We start from the raw sequence: 22453 nt of genomic DNA, 5'->3' as shown, positions 1-22453 counted from the left end.
GCCGCGATCGGTGCCCTCCACCACGCTGATTCGACGGGCACGCGATCCGCGAGTCCCGCGGACGAAGGATCCGCTGCCTCGACGGCCAAGCGGCCCGCGAGCTCCACGGACGGACGGTCCGTGAGTTCGGCGGCCGGACATGCCGCGAACCCGGAGGCCAGGCATTTCGGCCGCCACGAGGTCGCGCCGATCGTCATCGCACACCGTGGAGCCAGCGCGTTCCGTCCCGAGCACACGCTTCTCGCGTACACGGTCGCCATCTCGATGGGCACCGACTACATCGAGCCCGATCTCGTCTCGACCAAGGACCACGTGCTGGTCGCCCGGCACGAGAACGAACTCTCGGCGACCACCGACATCGCCAGACATCCCGAGTTCGCCGACCGCAGGACGTCCAAGGTCATCAACGGCATCCGGCACACCGGCTGGTTCACCGAGGACTTCACCCTGGAGGAACTGCGTACCCTCCGCGCCAGGGAGCGCTTCCCCAAGGAGCGGCGGGACAACACCGCCTACGACGGGACAGAGCGGATCCCGACGCTCGACGAGGTGGTCCAGCTCGCGCAGAAGCACGGGGTCGGCGTCTACGCCGAGACCAAGTTCCCCTCCTACTTCGCCTCGATCGGGTTGCCGCTGGAGGAGCCGTTGCTGGAGACCTTCGCGCGGTACGGCTGGGACGACGAGCGGGACCCGGCCTTCATCCAGTCCTTCGAGACCAGGAACCTCAAGCGGTTGCGTCCCCTCACGCGGCTGCGGCTCATCCAGTTCGTCGGCGCCACCGGCGCCCCGTACGACCTCGCGAGCACCGGTGACCCGCTCACCTATGACGACATGGTCACCCCGGAGGGGCTGCGGGAGGTCGCCGAGTACGCCGACGGCATCGGGGTGGTCACCAAGCGGATCGGTCCCGGTGATCCCGGAGGTCTCGACGGCAGGCCGGTTTCGCCTGCCGCGCTGGTCAGGAACGCCCAGGAAGAAGGGCTCCTGGTCCACGCCACGACGGTTCGCAAGCTCGCCGCGCGGCTCCGGGCGGAACTCAGGGGCGACACCTCCGGCGGGCGCGCCACCGAAGAGGTGAGGAGGTGGCTGAAGCACCTGTGCAGGCTCAAAGTGGACGGGGTGATCGCCGACGACCCCGGCCTGGCGCGCGCCGTACGGGACCAGCTTCGCACCAGAGGCTGACGGCCGTACGGGACCGGCTTCGCACCAGAGGCTGACGCGCGCCGGTCGGATCTCGCGTGGCGCCGCCGGGTGGCGGCGAGGACCTGCGCGCGCCGGGTCCGGTCGGTCGACGCGCCCCCCGTCATCCGGCCCGCATGGCCGCCCGTACCCGCTCAAGGGTGATCGGCAGGTCCCGCTGCCGGAAGCCGGTGGCGTGGAAGACGGCGTTGGCGATCGCCGCGGCGGTGCCGACGATCCCCACCTCGCCGATGCCCTTGGCACCGACCGGGTTGAGCTCGTCGTCCTGCTCGTCGATCCAGTGGGCCTCGATCCCGCGGACGTCGGCGTTCGCCGCGATGTGGTACCCGGCCAGGTCGTGGTTGACGAAGTCGCCGAACCGGGGGTCCAGCTCCAGGGCCTCGTGCAGGGCCATGGAGATCCCCATCGTCATGCCGCCGAGGAACTGCGAGCGCGCCGTCCTGGCATTGATGATCCGGCCGCACGCGAAGACCCCCAGCAGCCGCTCGACACGGACCTGTCCGCTGTCGAGGTTCACCTTGACCTCGGCGAACTGCGCCCCGAACGAGTGGCGTGAGAAACGCTTCCACACGGCGAGGTCCTCGGCGGTGTCCGCCCGTGCCCCCAGGCCCTCCGGGGGGACCACGCCGGACCGCTCGTCGAGATCCTTGACCAGCGCCCGGCAGGCCTTGCTCACCGCCCAGCTCCAGGAGGAGGTGCCCATGGACCCCCCGGCGAGTGCCGCGGGGCCGAAGACGCTGCGGCCCACTCTGACCGTGACCCGGTCCATCGGCACGCCGAGCTCGTCGGCGGCGACCTGGGTGAGCGCGGTGCGGGCGCCGGTGCCGATGTCGACCGCGGCGATCTCGACCACGAACCTGCCCGTGGGCTCGGCATAGGCGGCCGCGGTGGACGCCCTGGTGTAGACGGGGTAGGTCGACGACGCGACGCCGGTCCCGACGAGCCACCGGCCGTCCTCGCGGACGCCCGGCGTGGGGTCGCGCCCGGCCCAGCCGAAGCGTGCCGACCCCTCACGCAGGCAGGCGACCAGGTTGCGGCTGCTGAACGGGAGTCCCGACTCGGGGTCGGCCGAAGGCTCGTTGACGATCCGCAGCTGGACGGGGTCCATCCCGAGGGCGTACGCCAGCTCGTCCATCGCCGACTCCAGGGCGAACATCCCCGGAGCCTCGCCGGGAGCGCGCATCCACGAGGGGGTCGGCACGTCCAGCCGCAGGAGCCGGTGGACGGTGTGGCTGTTGGGCGTCGCATACATGACGCGGCTGGGCGAGACCGTCTGCTCGGTGTACTCGACGAGCTTCGAGCTCTGCTGGAGCGCGTCGTGCCACACCGCGGTCAGCCTGCCGTCGCGCTCGGCCCCCAGGCGTACGCGCTGCACGGTGGGTGTCCGGTAGCTGACGAGCGCGAACATCTGCTGCCGGGTCATCGCCACCTTGACCGGTCGCCTGACGGCGCGGGCGGCCAGCGCCGCCAGCACGGTCGGCGGGCGGGTCGCCGCCTTCGACCCGAAACCGCCGCCGACGTGGTCCGCGACGACGCTCACCGCGCTCTCGGGAAGGCCGAACAGCTGGGCGATCGCGGTCGCCGACACCCACGGTGCCTGGTCGGCGTTGTAGAGCGTCAGGGTCTCGCCCTCCCAGAACGCGATCGTGGCGTGCGGCTCCATCGGGGTGGAGTGCTCGGTCGGGGTCGTGTAGGCGGCGTCCACGCCGACCGGCGCCGCCGCCAGGGCGCTCTCGGCGTCACCCCACTCGACCGTCCCCGTCAAACCCGCGTTGACCTTCTCCGGAAAGGAGATCCGCGGGCTTCCGGGATCCAGCACGACCTCGTACTCCTCCTCCTCGTAGTCCACGCGCACGGCCGACGCCGCCTCGCGGGCCCCCTCCAGGGTGTTCGCGACCACGGCCGCGACGATCTGCCCCCGGTAGGCGACGTCGGCCGACTGCAGGACGGCCAGCTCGGCGTCCTGCACGGGACGCAGCCGGGAGACGTTGCCGCTGTCCAGCACGGCGATCACCCCCGGCAGGGCCAGCGCGGCGGCGCCGTCGACGGAGCGCACCCGCCCCCGGACGATCGTGGACTGCACCGGCCAGACGTAGACGGCGTCCGGTACGGGGTACTCGTACGCGTAGCGGGCCACGCCGGTGACCTTGTCGCGTCCCTCGATCCTGACCGGCGCCCCGCCCACCACCTTGTCGAGAGTGGTCATCCCCGCTCCTCCCGAGTGAAGCCGTTCCCCGTGGACCCCGTCGGTTTCGTGAGATCTCGGACGCTCGCCGCGATCAGGTCGCCGGCCAGTCCGATCTTGAACTCGTTCCGCGGGAGGGGGCGCGCCGCCATGAACTCCGCATCCGCGGCCGCCAGCAGCAGCGTCCTGGTCGGCCGGTGGCCGGCCAGCATCCTCTCGGCCTCCCGGGCCCGCCACGGCACGGGGGCCACCCCGCCCAGCGCCAGCCGGATCTCCCGCAGCGAGCCGTCGGCCTCCGTCGCGACCACCGCCGCGACCGAGACCACCGCGAACGCGTAGGACCAGCGGTCGCGGACCTTGCGGTACAGCATCGCCGCGCCGTCCGGGGGCGGGGGCAGCTCGATCCCGGTGATCAGGTCACCGGGCTCCAGCACCGTCTCCCGGTCCGGCGTGTCGCCGGGCAGCAGGTAGAAGCGGGAGAGCGGGACCGCCCGCTCGTCGCCTCCCGCGAGCCTGATGTGCACCACGGCGTCGAGGGCGGCCATCGCCACCGCCATGTCGGAGGGGTTGGTGGCCACGCACGCGACGGAGGTGCCGATCACCCCCAGGTCGCGGTGGTCGCCGCCGATCGCCGAGCAGCCGGTATCCGGCTCGCGCTTGTTGCACGGCTTGGTGACGTCCTGGAAGTACGGGCAGCGGGTGCGCTGCAGCAGGTTTCCGCCGGTGGTGGCCATCGACCGCAGCTGCCCGGAGGCCCCGGCCAGCACCGACTGGGAGAGCGCGGGAAAACGTTCCCTGATGCCCCGGTCGCCGGACAGGTCGCTGTTGCGCACCATCGCGCCGATGAGCACGCCGCCGTCGGCCCGGTGCTCGATCCGGTCGTACGGCAGCCGGGTGATGTCCACCAGCGTCGCCGGCTCGACCACGCCGAGCTTCATCAGGTCCACGAGGTTGGTACCGCCGGCCAGGAACATCGTGCCGGTGCCGCCGAGGACGGCGGTGGCGGCGGCGCCGGGGTCGGTGGCGCGCTCGTAGGTGAAGGGCCTCATCGCGCGCTCCCGGGATTCCATCCGGAGAGAACCGGGTCCGGGCTTCCCCCGCCGGCCGCGTCGAGGACGGCTTCGACGATTCCGGCGTACGCCCCGCAGCGGCAGAGGTTGCCGCTCATCCGTTCGCGGACCTCCTCGGCGTCCAGGGCGCCGCTGGAGGCGACGCCCGCGGTGACGTCCTCGGTGACGTGGCTCGGCCAGCCTCGTTCCGCCTCGTCGAGCGCGCCGATGGCCGAGCAGATCTGGCCCGGCGTGCAGTAGCCGCACTGGAAGCCGTCGTGATCGAGGAACGCCTGCTGGACGGGGTGCAGATCGTTCGCGCCGGCCAGGCCGGCCACCCCCTCGATGGTGACGATGTCCTGCCCGGCGGCCATGACCGCGAGCGTCAGGCAGCTGTTCACCCGGCGGCCGTCCAGCAGGACCGTGCACGCCCCGCACTGCCCGTGGTCGCATCCCTTCTTCGTCCCGGTCAGCCCGAGATGCTCCCGTAACGCGTCCAGGAGGGTCACCCGGTTGTCCAGGGAGACGGAGTGGTCGGCACCGTTGATGCGCAGCGTGATCTCGCTGCTGAACGCTTCGACTGCCATGCGTTTATCCTGTCAATTCCCCAATGATGGGGGGATTTGTGATTAATCTGAAAATCCAAAAGAAGCGGCAATCGTGGTGCTTCGAGAATCACGGGGGAACCAAGGGGCCGCCAAGACCGGTGACACCCCGGCCTGGCACGAACCGGTGGCCGCGGTGGTCGGGGGCGGCCGGGGGCGGCTGGGGGCGGCTGGGGGCGGCTGGGGGCGGGGCCTGAGCCCTGGCCCCGCCCCGGGCTGACGCGGCCGTACGGCCGCGTCAGCCCGGTCGCCTGCCGGCGGCCATCGCCGACGCGGTGGCCCCGCGCCGCTGGAACCGCCGCCGGCCCTGGTCCAGCATGACGACGAGAACGAGCACGGTTCCCTTGATGACGATCTGCCAGAACTCCGACACGCCCATGAGCACCAGGCTCTCGGCGAGAAGGCCGACGACACAGGCCCCGATGAGAGCGCCTCGCACCGTGCCGAGCCCCCCGCCCAGCGCGGCGCCGCCGAGGATCACCGCGGTGATCGCGTTGAGCTCGTACGTCTCACCGGCCAGCGGCGTTGCCGAGGCCAGCTCCGAGGCGACGACGAGACCCGCGAGCGCGGCGCAGCCACCGGAGATCACGTACACGGCCGTCCTGACGCGGTCGATCGGGACCCCGGAGAGCTCCGCGGCCCGCTCGTTGCCGCCCGCGGCGTACAGCCACCGTCCGAAGGGCGTCTTGGTGAGCACCAGCGCGACGGCGACGGCGAGGAGGATCGCGATCCAGATCGCCACCGGGAGGCCGAGCGGGCGTCCGTTGCCGAGGACCTCGAAGCCGGTGTTGCCCAGCTCGGGGTTGCCGTCCAGATTGGGATAGGTCGAGCCGTCGGAGATCAGCAGCGCGATTCCCCGCGCCACGTACAGCATGCCGAACGTCGCGATGAACGGCGGCACCTTGAACCGGGTGATGACGACGCCGTTCACCAGGCCGACGAGCATGCCGACCGCGACGCAGAGCACGATCACGCCCCACACGGGCGGGTAGGCGAAGGCGTCGGCGAACCCGAGTTCGAGTCCTTCGAGCAACTCGCCGGCGACGACCCCGGAGAGCCCGGCGATCGAGCCCACCGACAGATCGATGCCGCCCCTGACGACGACCAGCAGCACGCCGAGCGCGATCACCGCGTTGATCGCGATGTGCTTGGCCACCATGAGAAGGTTCGGCGCGGAGAGGAGCGTGTCCGACAGCAGGCCGAAGACCACGATCATGGCCACGAGCGCGATGAGCGCCCGCAGCTCGAACAGACCGTTCACCAGGGAGAGGCGGCGGGCCTCGGCTGTGGCCTTCCCCGGCGGAGAGTGACCTGGCGGCGCCGGTGCGGGGGGCGTTTCCCGAGGTGTCACCCCGCACCGTCCCTGGCCGTGCTCGTGCCGGTGTCCCGATCGATGTCAGGGGCGATGTCCATGTCGGTGGAGGTGCTGCCGCTCGAGACCTTCAGCAGCTCCTCCCGGGTCGTCGTGCCGCGCCGGAACTCGCCGACGAGGACCCCGCGGGCGAGCACCAGCAGGCGGTCGGGGACGCGTAGGGCCTCCTCGGCGTCCGACGTGGTGAAGAGGACGGCCAGGCCGCGTTCCGCCTGTGCCGCGATGAGCTCGAAGATGTCCGTCCTGGCACCGACGTCGATGCCGCGCGAGGGTTCGTCCAGCAGGAGTACCCGCGGGGCGGTCAGCAGCGCCCTGCCGATCACCACCTTCTGCTGGTCGCCGCCGCTCAGCGACGCGACCGACGCCTCCGTGCCGCCCGTCCCGACGGTGATGTCGGTGATCATCCGGCAGACGGCGTCCCGCTCGCGGTCACGGCAGAGGAGCAGCCGCCGGACGAACGCGCCCAGCCCGGCCAGGGAGAGGTTCTCCCCGACCGACATTGTCTGGACGAGGCCGTCGCGCCGCCGGTTCCCTGGGACCAGGACCATGCCCAGGCCGACCCGGTCGCGGATCCCCGCGCGCTCCAGCGGGGTGCCGGAGAGCAGGATGCGGCCCGACTGCGAGGGGATCCGGCCGGCGAGCGCCTCCAGCAACTCGGTGCGGCCCGAGCCCGTCAGCCCGTAGATCCCCACGATTTCGCCCTCCCTCACGGCCAGGGAGAGGCCGTCGACGGCGAGGCGGCCCGGGTTGGCCGGGTCGGCCACCACGAGGTCGCGCAGGGTCAGCAGTTCCTCCCCGGCGACCGCGGCACAGCGCGGGAACCGGTCGCCCTGGTCGCGGTCGGTCATCCGCTCCACGACCCACCGAACGCCGACGTTGTCGGCGTCAGCCGTGGCGACCAGCCGCCCGTCACGCAGTACGGCGACGTCGTCGGCGATCTCCAGCGCCTCCTCCAGGTGCGCGGAGACGTAGACGATCGCCACGCCGTTCGAGGCCAGCTCCTTGATGACCCGGAACAGGGCCTTGACCTCCGGGGCGGTGAGCGCCGAGGTGGGCTCGTCCATGATCAGTACCCGCGCCTCCTGGAGGAGCGCCCGCGAGATCTCGACGATCTGCTGCTCGCCCGGAGTCAGGTCACCGACCAGCCGGTCGGGATCCAGATACTCCTCCAGGCTGTGGAGGACCGCCGCGGCGGTGGCCCGCTGGGACGAGCGGTCGATCACCCAGCGGCCCCCGCGGATCTCCCTGGCCAGGAACAGGTTGTCCTGGATGCTCAGGTTGGGGCAGAGGTTGAGCCCCTGGTGGACGATCGCGACGCCCTGGTCGGCGGCGTCGCGGGGCGACGCGAACCTGACGGGCTCCCCGTCGAGCTCGACATGGCCGGTGGTGGGGTGCTCGATCCCGGAGAGGATCCTCATCAGGGTCGACTTGCCGGCCCCGTTCTCGCCGAACAGCGCGGTCACCCGGCCGGCGGCGACGTCGAAGTCGACGTCCCGGAGCACGTGCGTGTCGCCGTACACCTTGGTGACGTCGCGAGCGCTCAGGACGGTGGTGGTCGGGGTCCTCACGCGATCTCCTTGATCGAGACCGGGGTGATGGTCACGACGGAGGGGGTGAGGAAGCTGAAGGCCCCGACGAAGGAGATCTTCTTGCCCTCCAGCCGGGGCACGTCCAAATTCTTGAGAAGTTTCTCCCGCATCTGGTCGTTCAGCGCGGTGGCGGCGTCGGCGTACTCCACCTGGTCGAGGAACTGCCCGAAGGTGATGAACCCCACCGCGTCCCGCAGTGCCGTGCCGTTGATGATCGGACCGACCTGTAGTGAGACCCGGGTGTCGGGGGGAAGGCCGGGGACGGTCACGTGCATCAGTCCCGACCTCACCGTCCCGGCCGTGCCGACGCCCTCGACCGCGAAGGTGTAGGGGCCGTTGCCGTGCCGGACGCCGTACTGCTTCCCGGCCGCCTCCGCGTCGGCGTTCATGGCCTTCACCAGTACGGGCAGCTCGACGGCCTTCCTCTCGATCGCGGGCACGACCTTGTCCTCGTACGTCCGCGCTCCGTACGCGGCCGGGTCGAAACGCCGGGGACCCGCCGCCGCGACGGACTCCGCCGAGCGGTACTGGGTGCTGAACCCGATGGCCGCCAGGAGCGCCACCGCCAGGGCGACGGCGATCCATTTCGCCGGGATCCTCCGGCGGGGCACCTGCCCGCCGCGCGCCCGCGATGCAACCGGCGTGCTCATCTCAATCCTTCCAATGGGGAAACCTCAAGGTGATCGCTGATCCATCCGCTGGGGGAGAGCCCCGGAAGGTGCTCGCGGCCGGGCGGGGGAAGGCTTACCGGAGAGCCCGGGGATGATCGTCGCTGTTCGGCGAAGGCGTTCGGCGGAACCCTTCGGACGACGCGGCGTGCCGCCGGGGAGTCCTCGCACCCGCGGGGCGGCGAAGTGATCCTCGCGACCCACCGGGCCGAGGGCGCGGTGATGCTCTTCATGCCCCGTATACCCGTTCGCACGCCTTCCACCGAATCCTTCCCGAACGGGAACCGGTCGAGTCGCCGGACGCCGTCCAGCCCGCGCGGCGACCTCGCGGGCGAACGCGAGGCCCCGGTCAGATGAACGGGCCGATGACCACGGTGGGTGTGTCGATGAAATATCTCAACAACCCAAACAGATATTCGGAGCGTCCGAATCGGGCCCACCGTAGGTTCCACCCTGCCCGGTGGGGGTTCCGTAGGGTGATCTTTAAGTGGGGCGACACCAGTTTTGACCTGGTTTTTTCCATATATCCGGACACTGATTGCCAACCCCGGGCCGCCCGCCTGCCGGGCGGCCGGATTCGCGGCGGGAGTCTCGGACGGGCTCCGGGAGGTGTCTTCCGCGCGTTCCTCGTCCGGCCGGGGCACGACCCGACCTGCCATGACGGGCTTTACCGATGTACGGTGTCGTTTGCTGTGGGATAGATGGGAATTTGTGTCCGTTTAGCCGACTTGCTCGCGTGGCGCGGTCTGTGTTCGTAGGATCTATGCCGAACCTTGACCGCAACCTGTAAGCCTCGGCGGCCGGTGTGAGACCGGTCGATCAAGCTGGAACGAGGAGAAACTGTGCTGAAGTCCAAGACGCGGCTGCGCGTCGCGGTCAAGACGGCTGTGATCGCTACGGCGGGCGCAGGCATCTTCGGTGCGTTTCCCGCGCTCGCCTCCATCTACGCCGCCCCCAAACCGGTGGCCTACACCTGCACGCCCCCCGGTGGGGCGGCGGCGACATACACGCTCCAGATGGACCTCACCGGTCCGGCGGCGGGAGTGACGAACTCGCCCATCATGGCGACATGGAAGGTCGCCCCGCCCACCCCCCTCACCGCGCCGGTGGCCGTCACCACGCCCCTGTCTCTCGTCATCGACGCGGACATGCGGATCGACGCCACTCCCGCGGCGGTCCTCGCGACTCCCTCCGACCTTCGCTCGCTCGCCGCCACCGCTCCAGCCGCGACGATGACGGCTGGCCAGCCGCTCACCCTGCCGACGCTGATGGTCACTGTGACTCCTAGCGCGACCGGCGTCGTGGTTTTCAAGCCCGACTCCTTCACCGTGTTCCTCGACTCCGCGGCGGGAACCTCCCCCACCGAGCTGCTGAACTGCGACCTCGTGGTCGACGCCCAGGCGTCCGCCCAGGTCTCCGCCGCCGCGCTGCGGGTGACCGTGGGGACGGGCAGCCCCAGCGCCAGCCCGAGTGCCAGTGCCAGTGCCAGCCCGAGCGCCAGTGCCAGCCCCAGCGCCAGTGCCAGCGCGACCCCCACGCCGACCATCACCGTCACCCGGACCAGGACCGCCGACCCGGTACCCGACCCCGACTCCGACGAGCAGATCGACGAGACCCCCAAGGGCGCCGCCTCCACGGGCGGCGGCGGTGACGCCGGTCCCGACGCTCGGATGATCATGTTCAGCGGTGTGCTGACGGTGGCCCTCGCCGGAATCGGCGGGCTCGTGCTGCGGCGTCGCACCGCCGGTCGCGGCTGATCGGGGTGGCCGGATGACCACCCCGCCGCCGCCGGGCGGCTGGCCGCCTCCGGGGCCGCCGCCGCACTACCGGCCGGTCCCCGTCCAGCCGCCGTACCCGCCGCCGGGCCCCCACCAGCAGTACGGCCCGCCGTACGAGGAGCCCCCCGGCGGCCGGATGATGCGGTCGGTGCTCATCCTCGCCGGGATCGCCGGGGTGGTCACGGTGCTGGTGGGCCTGCTCTACATGCTGGCCTCGCCCGAGGAGTACGGTCTGGCCGACCAGCGCACCACGCTGCCGCCCCGCGACCTGGCGGCGGCACCGGCGAACCCCTACTTCCAGGCGCCCCCGACCGCGCCGCCGCCCCTGCCCAGCCTGCCCGCGGCCCCGGCCATGCAGCCCTCGTCCCCGGTGCGCCTGGTCATCCCGCGGCTCGGGGTCAACGCGCCGGTCAGGTCCGTCGGGCTCGACAGGAAGGGCGCCATCGAGGTACCGCCGGTCGGCAACCCGAACCTGGTCGGCTGGTACCGCTCGGGACCCACCCCCGGCGAGGCGGGTCCCGCGATCATGCTCGGGCACAAGGACACGCGCTCGGGAAGCGCGGTGTTCAGCCGCCTCGACGAGATCCGCAACGGCGACGTCATCGAGGTGCACCGCAAGGACGGGATCATCGCCGTCTACACCGTGGGCGGCCTGGAGCAGGCGGAGAAGTCGGTGTTCCCGACCCAGCGGGTGTACGGCCGGTCGCCGACCCCCCAGCTGCACCTGATCACCTGCGGCGGCACCTACAACCGCGCGACCGGCCACTACACCGACAACGTCATCGCCTACGCGACCATGACGAGCACGAAGAAGGCCTGAACGGGCCGCTCGGGCCGGGGCCGGGTCTCGGGTTCCTTCGGTGTTCGGGGAAAGACGCGATCATCCTCGCCGCCGTGCGCGCCGCTCCCGTCCAGGGCGCGGGCGAAAGTTCTGTTGTAACCTCCTACTAACCGAACATTGCTCGGTTTCGCAGGCAGCTCGGTTCCGCAAGCAGGAGGCACTGTGGCAGAGGCGTACATCGTCGGGGCGGTCCGCACCCCCGTCGGCAAGAAGAAGGGCGGTCTGTCCACCGTCCACCCCACCGATCTGGCCGCGCACACCCTCGGCGCGCTCGTCGAGCGTACGGGCGTCGACCCGTCCGCGGTCGAAGACGTGATCATGGGCTGTGTCATGCAGTTCGGCCCGCAGAGCATGGACATCGCGCGCAACGCGTGGCTGTCGGCGGGCCTTCCGGAGAGCGTCGCCGGCGTGACCATCGACCGCCAGTGCGGCTCCTCCCAGCAGTCGATCCACTTCGCGGCCCAGGGGGTGCTCTCCGGCACCCAGGACCTCGTCGTGGCCGCCGGGGTGGAATCCATGAGCATCGTCCCCATGGGGTCGAGCATCACCGCCGCCCTGGAGAAGGGCATGCCCTTCCCGTTCGGGGAGAAGTGGGTGGAGCGGTACGGCAAGCAGGAGATCTCCCAGTTCCGCGGCGCGGAGCTCATGTGCGAGAAGTGGGGTCTCAAGCGCGAGGAGCTGGAGCTGTTCGCGTACGAGAGCCACCAGCGGGCCTCGAAGGCCGTCGCGAACGGCTACTTCAAGGACCAGATCGCCCCGATCAACGGTGTCGAGGACGACGAGGGCCCGCGCCCGGACACCACGCTGGAGAAGATGGCGTCGCTGAAGACGCTGAAGCCCGACGGCATGATCACGGCCGCCACCTCCTCGCAGATCTCCGACGGCTCGGGAGCGATCCTGATCGCCTCCGAGCAGGCCGTCCACGACCACAACCTGACCCCCCGGGCGCGCATCGTCACCCTGGCGCTCACCGGCGACGACCCGGTCTACATGCTGACCGCGCCGATCCCGGCGACGCAGAAGGCGCTGAAGAGGGCGGGCCTGTCGATCGACGACATCGACGTCACCGAGATCAACGAGGCGTTCGCCCCCGTCCCGCTGGCGTGGATCAACGACCTGGGCGCCGACCCGGCGAAGGTCAACCCGAACGGCGGCGCGATCGCCCTGGGCCACCCGCTGGGCGGCACCGGCGCGATCCTGATGACCAAGCTCCTGCACGAGCTGGAGCGGACCGGCGGCCGGTACGGGCTGCAGACGATGTGCGAGGGCGGCGGCCAGGCCAACGTCACGATCATCGAGCGTCTGTGACGCCGGCGCCCCGGGGCACCCGGGGCATTTGAGTGTTCACGGGGCGTCCGTGAGGTGGGGAAGGCCCCGGTCCTGGATTCCAGGACCGGGGCCTTTCGCGTTTTCGCGACGGGGCCCGCGGGTCAGCGGCCGCCCTTGCCGGGGATCCGGCGCGGCTGGTGGGTCGGCCTCATCGGCGCCGGGGGCATCGGCAGGTGCCGGGGCGCCGGGGGCACGACGTGCTCGGGGAGCGGGGTGCGGGGCTTGGCGGTCTTGGTGGTTCTGGCGGTCTTGGACTTCCCGCCGCGCTTCTGCGCGAGTTCGTGAGCAGCGTGAATTCGCATATGGACTCCTTGAAGAATGTGACGACGCGGTGAGATCCCGGGTCGGACGACTCAGCTGCCGCGTCGGACGAACGGGGCCAGAGGGCTGAGTGCGGGCGGATCGGCGAGGACCGATCGACGCCGGCTCCTAGGAGTTAGTCCACATGCGGTCGAACATACGGCTGTCCACCGAGGCGTGCAACCGATTTGTTCGCCGCCGGTTCAGGGCCGCGCTCACCCGGCGAGACCGGCCGGCCCCGCGGGGACGGGGCGCTCGGGAAGCTCGACGTGAACGCGGGTGCCCTCTCCGGGGGCCGAGGTGATCCAGCAGCCGCCGCCGTGCGCGTCGGCGATCGCCTTGACGATCGACAGTCCCAGCCCGGCACCGTCGGGCGTCCGCTCCCCGCCCCGGTGAAAGCGGTCGAAGGCCCTGTCCACCTGCTCGGCGGACATCCCGGGGCCGTCGTCGGAGACCTCGATCACCGCACCGCCGGACGGCCGCCGCGCGACCCGCACGGTGGCCGTCGTCCCCGTGGGGGTGTGCGCCCGCACGTTCGCCAGGAGGTTGACGAGGACCTGCCTGATCCTCGCCTCGTCGGCGGTGACGGTCAGCGACTCCGGGGCGTCCACGACGATCGGCGACTCCGGCTCGATGGCCGTGCAGTCCGCGCTCACGTCGCGCGCCACCGAGGCCAGATCGGTCTCGGTGAGCTGGAGCCCGGCGTTCCTGTCCAGGCGGGCGAGGTCGAGCATCTGGCTGACGAGATCACCCATCCGGGTGGCCTCGTCCTCGATCCTGCCCATGATCCTGGGCATGTCCTCGGCGCGCAGCGCCCCGGTCCGGTAGAGCTCGGCGTACCCCCGGATGGTGGACAGCGGGGTCCGCAGCTCGTGCGAGGCGTCGGCGGCGAAGCGGCGGACGCGCTCCTCCGACGCCCAGCGATCCCTGAAGGCCTCCGCGATCCGGTCGAGCAGCAGGTTCACGGCCGTGCCGATCCGTCCGACCTCCGAGGGGCCCTCGGGCATCCGGACCGACAGGTCGCCCTCCCCGGCCATCCGGTACGCCGCCCCGGCGATCCTGGCCAGCGGTGAGAGCCCCCTGGTGATCAGGGCGCGGCCGGCGAGCGCCAGCACCAGGATCAGCGCGCCGCCGGTGAGCAGTTCGGCGATGACGAGCCGCCGGATCGGGGCCTCGACGGACTCCAGCGGGACGGCGACGACCACCAGCCGGTTGCCCTGCCTGGCCTCGGCCACCCGCGCGATCATGCGCTGGTCGCCCGTCGTGTCGAGGACGAACGCCTCCCCGCTCTTGGCCTGGGCCTTCAGACGGGCGGCACCGAGGCTCTCCACCAGCCGCGGTACGGTCGCGGCGGCGGGCGCGTCCCCGTTGACGAGCCTGGCCCGGCCCGAGTTGAGGTTCATCGCGGCCACGGCGTAGGTGGACCCGGTCAGGGTCTGCGCGAGCTGGCCGCCGGGGGCGGCGACGATCCGCTTGGCGGCGGTCGCGGTGGCCGCCCGCAGCTGCCCGTCGAGTCTTTCCATCAGGTGCCCGCGCAGGACGAGGACGCTCACGATGGACAGCATCACCAGCAGGGCCGTGCTCACCGCGAGCAGGCCCGCGAGCAGTCGTGCCCTGAGCGACATCAGGTGCCCCGGGGCGGGCGCAGCGCGTACCCGACTCCGCGCTGGGTGTGGATCAGCGGTGGGCCGAGCGGGTCGAGCTTGCGGCGCAGATAGGAGATGTAGGTCTCGACGACCTGCGACGAACCCCCGTAGCCCCAGACGTGTTCCAGCAACTGACGCTTCGTCAGGACAAGTCCGGGATGTTCCATCAGGAAGGCGAGCAGCCGGAACTCGGTGGGGGAGAGGTCCAGAGCGACTCCGGCCCGCCGCGCCTCCCAGCGTGACTCGTCGAGTTCCAGGTCCGCCACCCTGAGCGTCCCGCCGAGGTCGTCGGAGACGGCCGTCCTGCGGAGCACCGCCCGCACGCGGGCGACGAGGGCCTCGACGGAGAAGGGCTTGGTGACGTAGTCGTCGCCGCCCAGAGTGAGACCGCGCACGGTGTCGGTGGAGGTGTCCCTGGCCGTCAGGAAGATCACCGGGGTGTGCAGGCCCGCGGCCCTGATCCTCCGGCACACCTCGAAACCGTCGACGTCGGGAAGCATCACGTCGAGCACGATCAGCGCGGGGGAGCCGCCCTCCACCGCGTCGAGGGCCTGCCCGCCGGTCGCCACGCCCGTCACCCCGAAGCCGTGGAAGCGCAGGGCGACCTCGACGATGTCACGGATGTTGGGGTCGTCCTCGACGACGAGGATGGTGCGCTCGTTCATGGAGGCCCCATTCTTGCCTACCGATCCGTACTTCGTCCCAGTTCATAGCTGTTAGTCCTCAATTGGAGGCCGCCGCGAAGCGGTGGAATTCCGGCGCATCTCGGTGATCCCACCGCTTCACGGTCAGCTTCCGCCGGGCCTCCGGAGCCTCCGGTCAGCTCCCCGGAGTGGTGACCGGCGGGTCCAGGAGGGCGCGGTCACGCGGTACGAACACCGCGGCGGCCGTCGGGTCGGTCGAGGTGGGGACGCCGATCACGAAGACCCCGTCCCCGACGACCAGCTTGGTCAGGTCGGCGCGGGCGCCGAGCCTGCGGAACCTCGTGGAGGTGTCGAGGTTCCAGTTCCAGACGAGGCCGTCCTTGCTCTTGACGGTCAGCTTGTTCTCACCCTTGGCGGTGATCACACCTCGCTGCCAGGTGTAGTCGATGAACGCCGACTTCTTGTCCCTGACGGTGGCCCGTCCGTGGATGCCGACCACCCACAGGTTGTAGTGGGAGCGCAGCCGCGGCCCGCGAAGCGTGGAGTCGGCCTTGAGCAGCTGGTCGGCGATGGCGGTCACGCCGGTCGGCACCGGGGGAGCCGTGCCGGTCGCCCAGGCGGTGGAGCCCGTCAGCATGATCGACGCCGTAATGGCCGCGGCGCCGAGTGCCAGTTTCCTCTTCATGGTGGTCCTTCCGGGAACGTCTCCCGACGGGGAGACGCCGATCAGGCAATCGTCTCGAGCTGTGATCTTCGAAGGAGGATCCTGGGAATTCCCTGAGAGCAGTGGAACCGTAGAGCCGTGAAAAGGCCGCGCGCGGTGCCGCTCCTTTTCGGGAGCGACACCGCGCGCGGGTCACCGTGGGCACTGTGGGCACTGCGGGCGATGTGGGCTAGGGAGGCGCTGTGGGCTACGGGGCGCTCGCCCGGGACTACTTGGGTACGCGGGCGACGCAGAAGACGGTCTGCCCGAACGGCGGGCGGACGAAGCGCTCGATGAAGCGGGTCAGGGGCACGACCGTGCGGTCGTAGATCTTGACCAGACGGGGGTCGGGGTAGCCGACGCCTCCGCGGCGGACGGCGGCCCACCAGGCGATGCCGCCCAGGAAGTTGATCGGCTTGAGCACGTCGATGTCCAGGCCCGCCTTGGAGACCGTGCTGCGCAGGGTGGCGGGGGTGTATCGGGTGACGTGGCCGACCTTGCGGTCGAAGTCTCCGTACAGCTGCATGTAGCCGGGCACCCAGATGACGATCCGGCCGCCGGGGAGGGTGACCTTGGCGAGGGAGCGCAGGGCCTCGACGTCGTCCTCGATGTGCTCCAGGACGTTCATCATCACGACGGTGTCGACCTTCTCACCGATCGGGATCTCGGTCGGCAGGCCGAACTGGAGCACGTCGATGTCGTCGCGGCCCTCGAAACGCTTCTGCAGCTGCTCCACGCAGTAGGGGTCGAAGTCGCTGACCACCAGCCGGTCGAGGCGAGGCAGGAACGCCTCGGCGAAGTGGCCAAGCCCGGAGCCGATCTCCAGCATGGACCGGCCCACGTGCGGGGCGACCATGTCGAGCTCGTACTGCCGGTAGTTCTTGGCCTCGTCCCCACCCAGGTGGTTCTCCAGGGCCTCGTCACCGGCCGCGGGTTGCACTACGCGGTCATACCCAGACATGCGGTTCCGTCCAGCTCGCTTACGGAAAGGCCGCGGCGAGGCCACGGCCAGGGACAGCCAGAGTCTAGTGGCGCTTCCCTCGCGGCGGCCCCTCAAACGCTTCACGGCCGGTGTCGCCCCTCCCTGACGAGCCCTTTCGGCGGCGAGCATCGGCCGGATCCGCCGGGCGGCGCGCCCCGTGCCCCACCCTGATTACCGGCTCCGCCGAATCAGCGATAAAGCACCAGCATTTCCACGGTTCACGCCGTACGGGGGAAGTTCGGCCTCGACCCGGCGGGGAGATTTGCACCGGGGGACAAGGAAACCCCCCTGGGAAATGGCGGTCCGGCCGGTTCGTGATTTGGAAAGGGTGCGATTCACGGTGAGCGGATAAAGGAGCACGAATCGATGGAACAGACCCAATGGTGGCGCGGGAACCTGCCCGCGGAGACGAATGGCTTCATCGGCAGGGAACGCGAGGTGCGGCGGCTGCTGGAGCTCCTGGCCGGCACGCCGCTGACCACGGTCACCGGTGCCGGGGGCATCGGCAAGTCGCGAATAGCGGTCAGGGCCGCGCGGGAGCGGCAGGAGCACCACCCCGACGGCACCTGGCTGGTGGAGCTCTCCGGCGAGCGCAACGGCGATCTGCTCGCCCACACGGTCGCGGCCGTCCTCGGCCTCCCGGAGCGGTCCGCGCGGTCGCAGACCGGGACGCTCGTCGAGTTCCTCGCGGGCAGGAGACTCCTGCTGATCCTCGACGCCTGCGAGCACCTCCTGCCTGCCTGCCGCGACCTCGTCACGGAGATCCTGGCGGCGGCACCCGGCGTACGGATCATCGCGACCTCCCGCCGGCCGCTCGGACTGCCGCAGGAGACGCTGCTCCCCGTCGAGCCCTTCGCGGCACCCGGCCCGGGGGCGGTCGCCCGATGGACGCAAGGCACGGCGCCGGAGGGTACGGAGCCGCTGACCACGGCGCCGGAGGGTCCGGGGGCGGAGAGGACGCCGGAGAGGGCGGGAACGGAAAGGTCGGAGCCGGAGAAGGAGCCCCCAAAGGAGCCAAAGGAGCTGGAGAAACCGGAGGAGAACGACGCGCTTCGCCTCTTCCTCGATCGGGCCGGGATCGCGGCGCCCGGCCTGGAGACGACCCGGGCCGGTACGGAGGCCGCGGCCAGGATCTGCCGGCGGCTGGACGGCGTACCGCTCGCCGTCGAGCTGGCCGCCGGATGGCTGGGATCCCTGCCGGTGGAGCGGCTCGCCGATCACCTGGACGACCACTTCGAGGTCCTCCACGGCCGGGCGCGGATCCCCCGCCACCGGATCGCGCGCGCCGCGATCGGCTGGAGCCACGAGCTGTGCGCCCCGCGGGAACGCCTGCTCTGGGCCAGGCTCTCGGTCTTCGCGGGAGGCTTCGACACGGCCGCCGCCGAGTGGGTGTGCGGCGACGAGCACCTGGACGACGTACCGGGCCTGCTGGCGAGCCTGGCGGAGAGGTTCCTCCTCGTCCGCGTGCCCGGCGGCTACCGGCTGCCCGCCACGGTCAGGGAGTACGGCAGGGAGCGGCTCGCCCTGCTCGGCGAGGAGGCCCGGCTGGTGCGGCGGCACCGCTACCACTACCTCGACCTGGCGCGCAGGGCCGAGGCCGACTGGTACGGCCCCGGGCAGGAGGAGTGGGCCGCCAGGCTCGCCTTCTCCATGACCGACCTCCGCCTCGCCCTCGACCCCGACTCCCCGACGTCCGTCGAGCTCGCCGGGACGCTCTGGATCCTCTGGTTCTGCCTGGGCCGGCTGAACGAGGGCCGCTACCACATGACGCGGGCGATCGAGGCGGCTCCCGTCACCGATCCCGGGCTGCCCCGGCTCCTGTGGGCCGACGGCTGCGTGGCCATCGCCAGGGGAGAGCTGGAGCTGGGCCGCCGCCGGGCGGAGGCGGCGCTGTCGGCGGCCCTCGACTGGGGCGACTACGCGGCGGCCGGGCACGCCCAGCTCCGGCTGGCCAGCAGCTCCCTGTGCTCCGGCGCCCTGGAGGACGTCGAACCCCGCGTCGAGCTCGTCCGCGAGTACTTCCGCCGGGCCGAGGCCGCCACGGTCAGCGAACCCCTCGCCCTGGTGACCGCGGCGATGGCGGTCACCTGGCGCGGCGAGTTCGACAGGGCGGTCTCGGTGCTCAAGGAGGTGCAGCGGCTCTGTGACGCGCGCGGCGAGCGCTGGGCCCGTGCCTGCGGCGACTACGTCCTGTCCATCGCCCAGCTGGGTCTCGGCAGGGTGGCCGAGGCGGCGGAGGCCGCCCGCCAGTCGCTCGACGTCAAGTGGCGCCTGCGCGACGCCACCGGGGTGGCGCTCGCGGTCGACCAGCTCGCGGTGATCGCCGCGGTCGAGGGCGACGGCCGGCGCACGGCCAGGCTCCAGGGGGCGGGGGTGCGGCTGTGGGCCACCTTCGGGCTCACGGGCTTCGGCTCGGAGGGCATGTCCGAGCCGAGGACCGTCGCCGAGCGGACGGCCAGGCAGCTGCTCGGCGACGAGACCTATGACGCGGTCTTCGCCGAGGGCTACGAGGCCGACCCGGACGCGGCGGTCGCCTATGCCCTCCACTGACCGCCGAAGGCGCCCCTGAAGGCCACCCGCCCCCGGCGGGCGATTCAGCGCGCCCGCGGACAGGGGCTTCCGCAAACGGCTCGTATGCGGTGGAATCTCTCACGACATCCGTGAAGGAGCCCCCGACGGACGACGACGAGGCGATCACCCGATCGCTGGCCGGTGATCTGGACGCCTACGAGGTGCTGGTCACCCGCTACAGCGCGATCGCGCACCGCACCGCGGCCATGCTCGGGGCCGCCGACGAGGCCGAGGACGTGGTCCAGGAGGCGTTCGTCAAGGCACACCGCCACCTGGCCTCCTTTCGCAGGGACGCGCACTTCCGCCCCTGGCTGCTGCGGATCGTGGCCAACGAGACGCACAACCTGACCCGCTCCCGCGGACGCCGCGACAGGCTGGCCGCGCGGCTCACGGACGCCGTTCCCGAGCCGGGCGAGGGGCCCGAGGAGGCGGCGGTGGCGACCGACCGGAGGGCGCGGCTCCTCGACGCGGTGCGTACGCTGCCCGAACGGGAACGCGAGACCGTGGTCTGCCGGTACTTCCTACAGCTGTCGGAGGCCGAGACCGCCCAGGTGCTCGACCTTCCCGTCGGTACCGTCAAGTCGCGGACCTCCCGCGGCCTGGCCCGTCTGCGCGAGGAGGTGGCCCGTGACCTCACCTGACGACCTCGAAGCCCGGCTCCTCGCCCTCGGCGAGTCCCTCGACGTCCCGTCCCCGCCCCCCGCCGACGTCGCGCGGGCCGTACGGGCCCGCCTCGAATCACCCCTCGCCTCCGGGACGCCGGTCACCGAGACCCCGGCCCCTGAGACGCCGGTCACCGAGACTCCGGCCCCTGGCACACCCGTCCCCGAGACACCGGCGACGGCCCCTGGAACCGCCGCTCCCGGGACGCGTGTCCCCGAGGCGCCCGCGGTCCCCGCGGTCCCCGGTGTCCCCGGTGTCCCCGGCGCGCTCCGGCGCGGGTGGGAGACGCTGCGGGACGGCGGCCGGGCACGCCGGCGGGCGGCGGTCGCCGCCGTCGCGATCCTCGTCGCCCTGCTGCTGGGGGCGACGCCCGCGGGAAGGGCGGCGGTCGCGGAGATCCTGCGCTTCGCGGGGGTCGAGTTCAGGACCGGCGGCCCGGGGCCGCTCCCCTCGGGGGTGCCCCAGCCGCTGCCCGGCGAGCGGCGGGTCACCCTGGAGCGGGCCCGGGAACAGGTGGCGTTCCCGATCTCCCTCCCGGCCGCGCTCGGCGCTCCCACAGAGGTCAGAACGAGTGACGGCGGCAGGGTGGTGTCACTGTTCTGGCCCGGCCTGAGACTGGACGAGTACGACGGTAGCCTCCATCTCGTCTTCCGCAAGGAGCTCGGCCCGCCCTGGCCGCAGGAGACCAGCGTGGGCGCCTCGCGGGCGCAGTGGATCCCGGTCCACCACGGCCTCACCTATCTGCCCAGGAGCGGCGGCCAGGCCGCGATCCGTCCTCGTCCGGCCGGGCCCACCCTCATCTGGCAGCGGGGGCGGGTCGGCCTGCGCCTGGAGGGCGTCGGGGAGCTCGGCCGCGCCCTGGAGATCGCCCGCTCGGTCCGCTGACGCCGACCCGGCGCGTTGGTGGCCGACCGGCCGCGTGGCGCGGCGCGTCGCGGCCGGGGATCGCCCGCTCGGGTCCGCCGGCCGGACACCTGGCGGCCGGCGGTTCGCGTGGCGCGTCGGAGCCGGGGATCGCCCGCTCAGCCCTCCGGCGCCAGCCAGTCGTCGATCTCCTGGAGAAGCTTCTCGCGCACGCCGTCCGGAGCCGCCGACGCCCGTACCGACTGGCGGGCCAGCTCGGCCAGTTCCGGGTCGGAGAAGCCGTACACCTGCCTGGCGAGCTCGTACTGGGGCAGCAGCCTGGCGCCGAACAGCAGCGGGTCGTCGGCGCCCAGCGCGATCGGCACCCCCGCCTCGAACAGGCGCCGCAGCGGCACGTCCTCGGCGCGCTCGGCCACCCCGAGACCGACGTTGGACGTCGGGCAGACCTCGCAGGTGATCCCCCGGGCCGCGAGGCGCTCCATGAGCCTGGGCGACTCGGCCGCCCGCACCCCGTGCCCGACCCGGTCGGCGTCCAGCACGTCGACGCACTCGGCCACGCTGGCCGCGCCCAGCAGCTCCCCGCCGTGCGGCACCGCCAGCAGCCCGGCGCGCTTGGCCAGCCGGAAGGCCCCGTCGAAGTCGCGGGCCCGTCCGCGCCGCTCGTCGTTGGAGAGCCCGAACCCGACCACGCCCTGGTCCATGTAGTGCGTGGCGAGGCGGGCGAGCGTCTTGGCGTCGAGGGGGTGGCGGGTGCGGTTGGCGGCCACCACGACGGCGATCCCTATCCCCGCGTGGTCCGCGGCCCTGCGCGTCGCGTCGAGCATCAGCTCCATGGCCGAGGTGAGCCCGCCGAATCTCGACGCGTACCCGGAGGGGTCGATCTGGATCTCCAGCCAGCGCGACCCCTCGGCGGCCTCGTCCTCGGCGGCCTCGCGCAGCAGCCGGTAGACGTCGCTCTCCCGCTGCAGGACCGAGCGCGCGATGTCGTACAGCCGCTGGAAGCGGAACCAGCCCCGCTCGTCGGTCGCGCGCAGCTGGGGCGGCCAGTCCTCCTCGAGCGCGTCGGGAAGGTGTAACCCGTGCTCGCGGGCGAGCTCGACGAGGGTCGAGTGACGCATGGAGCCGGTGAAGTGCAGGTGCAGGTGCGCCTTGGGCAGTTCGCTGAGGGGACGTGGCATTTCAATATGGTGCCGTACCCCGGGCGGCCCCGATCGACGGCCCCGCGGTTTTTGGCCTCGACCTGACGATCCGTTCGCGTGCCGGGGAGGGCGGGAGGGGCCTCGCCGGCGGCGGAAGGAGACGAGGCGGCCTTCGACGGGTTCCCCGCCGTACGGGGTACGGCCCCTGCCGTACGGGGTACGGCGCCGCCGCGGTCCCGGTCCGTGGCGCGTCACCGCACGGCGCCGAGGACCTGGTCAGGAACGCGCAGGCCCCCGCCATCCTCCCCGGTGTTTCTCGCGGTTT

Annotated in this window: 19 protein-coding genes; 7 read left to right on the top strand and 12 right to left on the bottom strand. The window is 71.8% G+C overall.

Going from position 1 to position 22453, the window contains the following annotated elements; genetic code table 11:
* The first annotated feature begins 120 nt into the window (after positions 1–120).
* Complete coding sequence (locus ACTOQ2_RS12730; protein ID WP_440099791.1) at positions 121–1182, top strand: glycerophosphodiester phosphodiesterase family protein; 1062 nt, start codon at positions 121–123, stop codon at positions 1180–1182.
* A gap of 121 nt (positions 1183–1303) precedes the next feature.
* Here ACTOQ2_RS12730 and ACTOQ2_RS12725 read toward each other — a convergent pair whose 3' ends face one another.
* From ACTOQ2_RS12725 to ACTOQ2_RS12700, 6 genes are all read right to left on the bottom strand, one after another.
* Positions 1304–3406 carry a xanthine dehydrogenase family protein molybdopterin-binding subunit gene (locus ACTOQ2_RS12725; RefSeq protein WP_440099790.1) on the bottom strand — a complete coding sequence of 701 codons (2103 nt, stop codon included), beginning with the start codon at positions 3404–3406 and terminating at the stop codon, positions 1304–1306.
* The gene (locus ACTOQ2_RS12720) at positions 3403–4434 is read right to left on the bottom strand and encodes an FAD binding domain-containing protein (RefSeq protein ID WP_440099789.1); all 1032 of its coding nucleotides are present in this window, start codon (positions 4432–4434) and stop codon (positions 3403–3405) included. The genes ACTOQ2_RS12725 and ACTOQ2_RS12720 overlap by 4 nt, the downstream gene beginning before the upstream one ends.
* Positions 4431–5021, bottom strand: coding sequence for a 2Fe-2S iron-sulfur cluster-binding protein (locus ACTOQ2_RS12715; RefSeq protein ID WP_440099788.1), 591 nt, complete (start codon positions 5019–5021; stop codon positions 4431–4433). The genes ACTOQ2_RS12720 and ACTOQ2_RS12715 overlap by 4 nt, the downstream gene beginning before the upstream one ends.
* 256 nt (positions 5022–5277) lie before the next feature.
* Positions 5278–6300, bottom strand: coding sequence for an ABC transporter permease (locus tag ACTOQ2_RS12710; protein WP_440099787.1), 1023 nt, complete (start codon positions 6298–6300; stop codon positions 5278–5280).
* Positions 6301–6386: 86 nt separating this feature from the next.
* Positions 6387–7979 (bottom strand): sugar ABC transporter ATP-binding protein, encoded by a 1593-nt coding sequence (locus ACTOQ2_RS12705; protein ID WP_440099786.1) that lies wholly within the window; start codon positions 7977–7979, stop codon positions 6387–6389.
* Positions 7976–8650 (bottom strand): DUF2291 family protein, encoded by a 675-nt coding sequence (locus tag ACTOQ2_RS12700; RefSeq protein WP_440099785.1) that lies wholly within the window; start codon positions 8648–8650, stop codon positions 7976–7978. Before ACTOQ2_RS12700 ends, ACTOQ2_RS12705 begins: the two co-directional genes overlap by 4 nt.
* A gap of 860 nt (positions 8651–9510) precedes the next feature.
* Between ACTOQ2_RS12700 and ACTOQ2_RS12695 the strand changes: the two genes are divergently transcribed.
* The 3 genes from ACTOQ2_RS12695 (at position 9511) to ACTOQ2_RS12685 (ending at position 12595) form a co-directional block, all read left to right on the top strand.
* Positions 9511–10425, top strand: coding sequence for a hypothetical protein (locus ACTOQ2_RS12695; protein WP_440099784.1), 915 nt, complete (start codon positions 9511–9513; stop codon positions 10423–10425).
* Between the two features lie 13 nt (positions 10426–10438).
* Positions 10439–11266 (top strand): class F sortase, encoded by an 828-nt coding sequence (locus ACTOQ2_RS12690; RefSeq protein WP_440099783.1) that lies wholly within the window; start codon positions 10439–10441, stop codon positions 11264–11266.
* 183 nt (positions 11267–11449) lie between these two features.
* Complete coding sequence (locus ACTOQ2_RS12685; protein ID WP_440099782.1) at positions 11450–12595, top strand: acetyl-CoA C-acetyltransferase; 1146 nt, start codon at positions 11450–11452, stop codon at positions 12593–12595.
* A 122-nt stretch (positions 12596–12717) separates the two neighbouring features.
* Here the strand turns inward: ACTOQ2_RS12685 and ACTOQ2_RS12680 are convergent, their stop codons facing one another.
* The 5 genes from ACTOQ2_RS12680 to ACTOQ2_RS12660 all read right to left on the bottom strand — a co-directional run bounded on the left by ACTOQ2_RS12680 (position 12718) and on the right by ACTOQ2_RS12660 (position 16849).
* Positions 12718–12918, bottom strand: a complete 201-nt coding sequence (locus ACTOQ2_RS12680) for a hypothetical protein (RefSeq protein ID WP_440099781.1) — start codon at positions 12916–12918, stop codon at positions 12718–12720.
* Positions 12919–13131: 213 nt separating this feature from the next.
* Entirely contained in the window at positions 13132–14541 is a 1410-nt protein-coding gene (locus ACTOQ2_RS12675) for a sensor histidine kinase (protein WP_440099779.1), read from the bottom strand.
* Positions 14541–15227, bottom strand: a complete 687-nt coding sequence (locus tag ACTOQ2_RS12670) for a response regulator transcription factor (protein ID WP_440099778.1) — start codon at positions 15225–15227, stop codon at positions 14541–14543. Before ACTOQ2_RS12670 ends, ACTOQ2_RS12675 begins: the two co-directional genes overlap by 1 nt.
* A gap of 154 nt (positions 15228–15381) precedes the next feature.
* Complete coding sequence (locus tag ACTOQ2_RS12665; protein ID WP_440099777.1) at positions 15382–15891, bottom strand: hypothetical protein; 510 nt, start codon at positions 15889–15891, stop codon at positions 15382–15384.
* A 247-nt stretch (positions 15892–16138) separates the two neighbouring features.
* Positions 16139–16849 carry a class I SAM-dependent methyltransferase gene (locus tag ACTOQ2_RS12660; protein ID WP_440070936.1) on the bottom strand — a complete coding sequence of 237 codons (711 nt, stop codon included), beginning with the start codon at positions 16847–16849 and terminating at the stop codon, positions 16139–16141.
* Between the two features lie 408 nt (positions 16850–17257).
* Between ACTOQ2_RS12660 and ACTOQ2_RS12655 the strand changes: the two genes are divergently transcribed.
* The 3 genes from ACTOQ2_RS12655 (at position 17258) to ACTOQ2_RS12645 (ending at position 21010) form a co-directional block, all read left to right on the top strand.
* Entirely contained in the window at positions 17258–19441 is a 2184-nt protein-coding gene (locus ACTOQ2_RS12655) for an ATP-binding protein (protein ID WP_440099776.1), read from the top strand.
* 110 nt (positions 19442–19551) lie between these two features.
* The gene (locus ACTOQ2_RS12650; RefSeq protein ID WP_440070938.1) at positions 19552–20103 is read left to right on the top strand and encodes an RNA polymerase sigma factor; all 552 of its coding nucleotides are present in this window, start codon (positions 19552–19554) and stop codon (positions 20101–20103) included.
* Complete coding sequence (locus tag ACTOQ2_RS12645; RefSeq protein ID WP_440099774.1) at positions 20090–21010, top strand: hypothetical protein; 921 nt, start codon at positions 20090–20092, stop codon at positions 21008–21010. The genes ACTOQ2_RS12650 and ACTOQ2_RS12645 overlap by 14 nt, the downstream gene beginning before the upstream one ends.
* Before the next feature lie 137 nt (positions 21011–21147).
* On the opposite strand, the gene ACTOQ2_RS12640 is transcribed toward ACTOQ2_RS12645, so the two are convergent.
* Positions 21148–22167: an adenosine deaminase gene (locus tag ACTOQ2_RS12640; protein ID WP_440099773.1), complete on the bottom strand. Its 1020-nt coding sequence runs from the start codon at positions 22165–22167 to the stop codon at positions 21148–21150.
* Positions 22168–22453: the final 286 nt, after the last annotated feature.

This window comes from Streptosporangium sp. H16, assembly GCF_051918855.1.
Classification (GTDB): domain Bacteria; phylum Actinomycetota; class Actinomycetes; order Streptosporangiales; family Streptosporangiaceae; genus Streptosporangium.
This window is presented reverse-complemented; position numbering and strand designations above follow the sequence as displayed.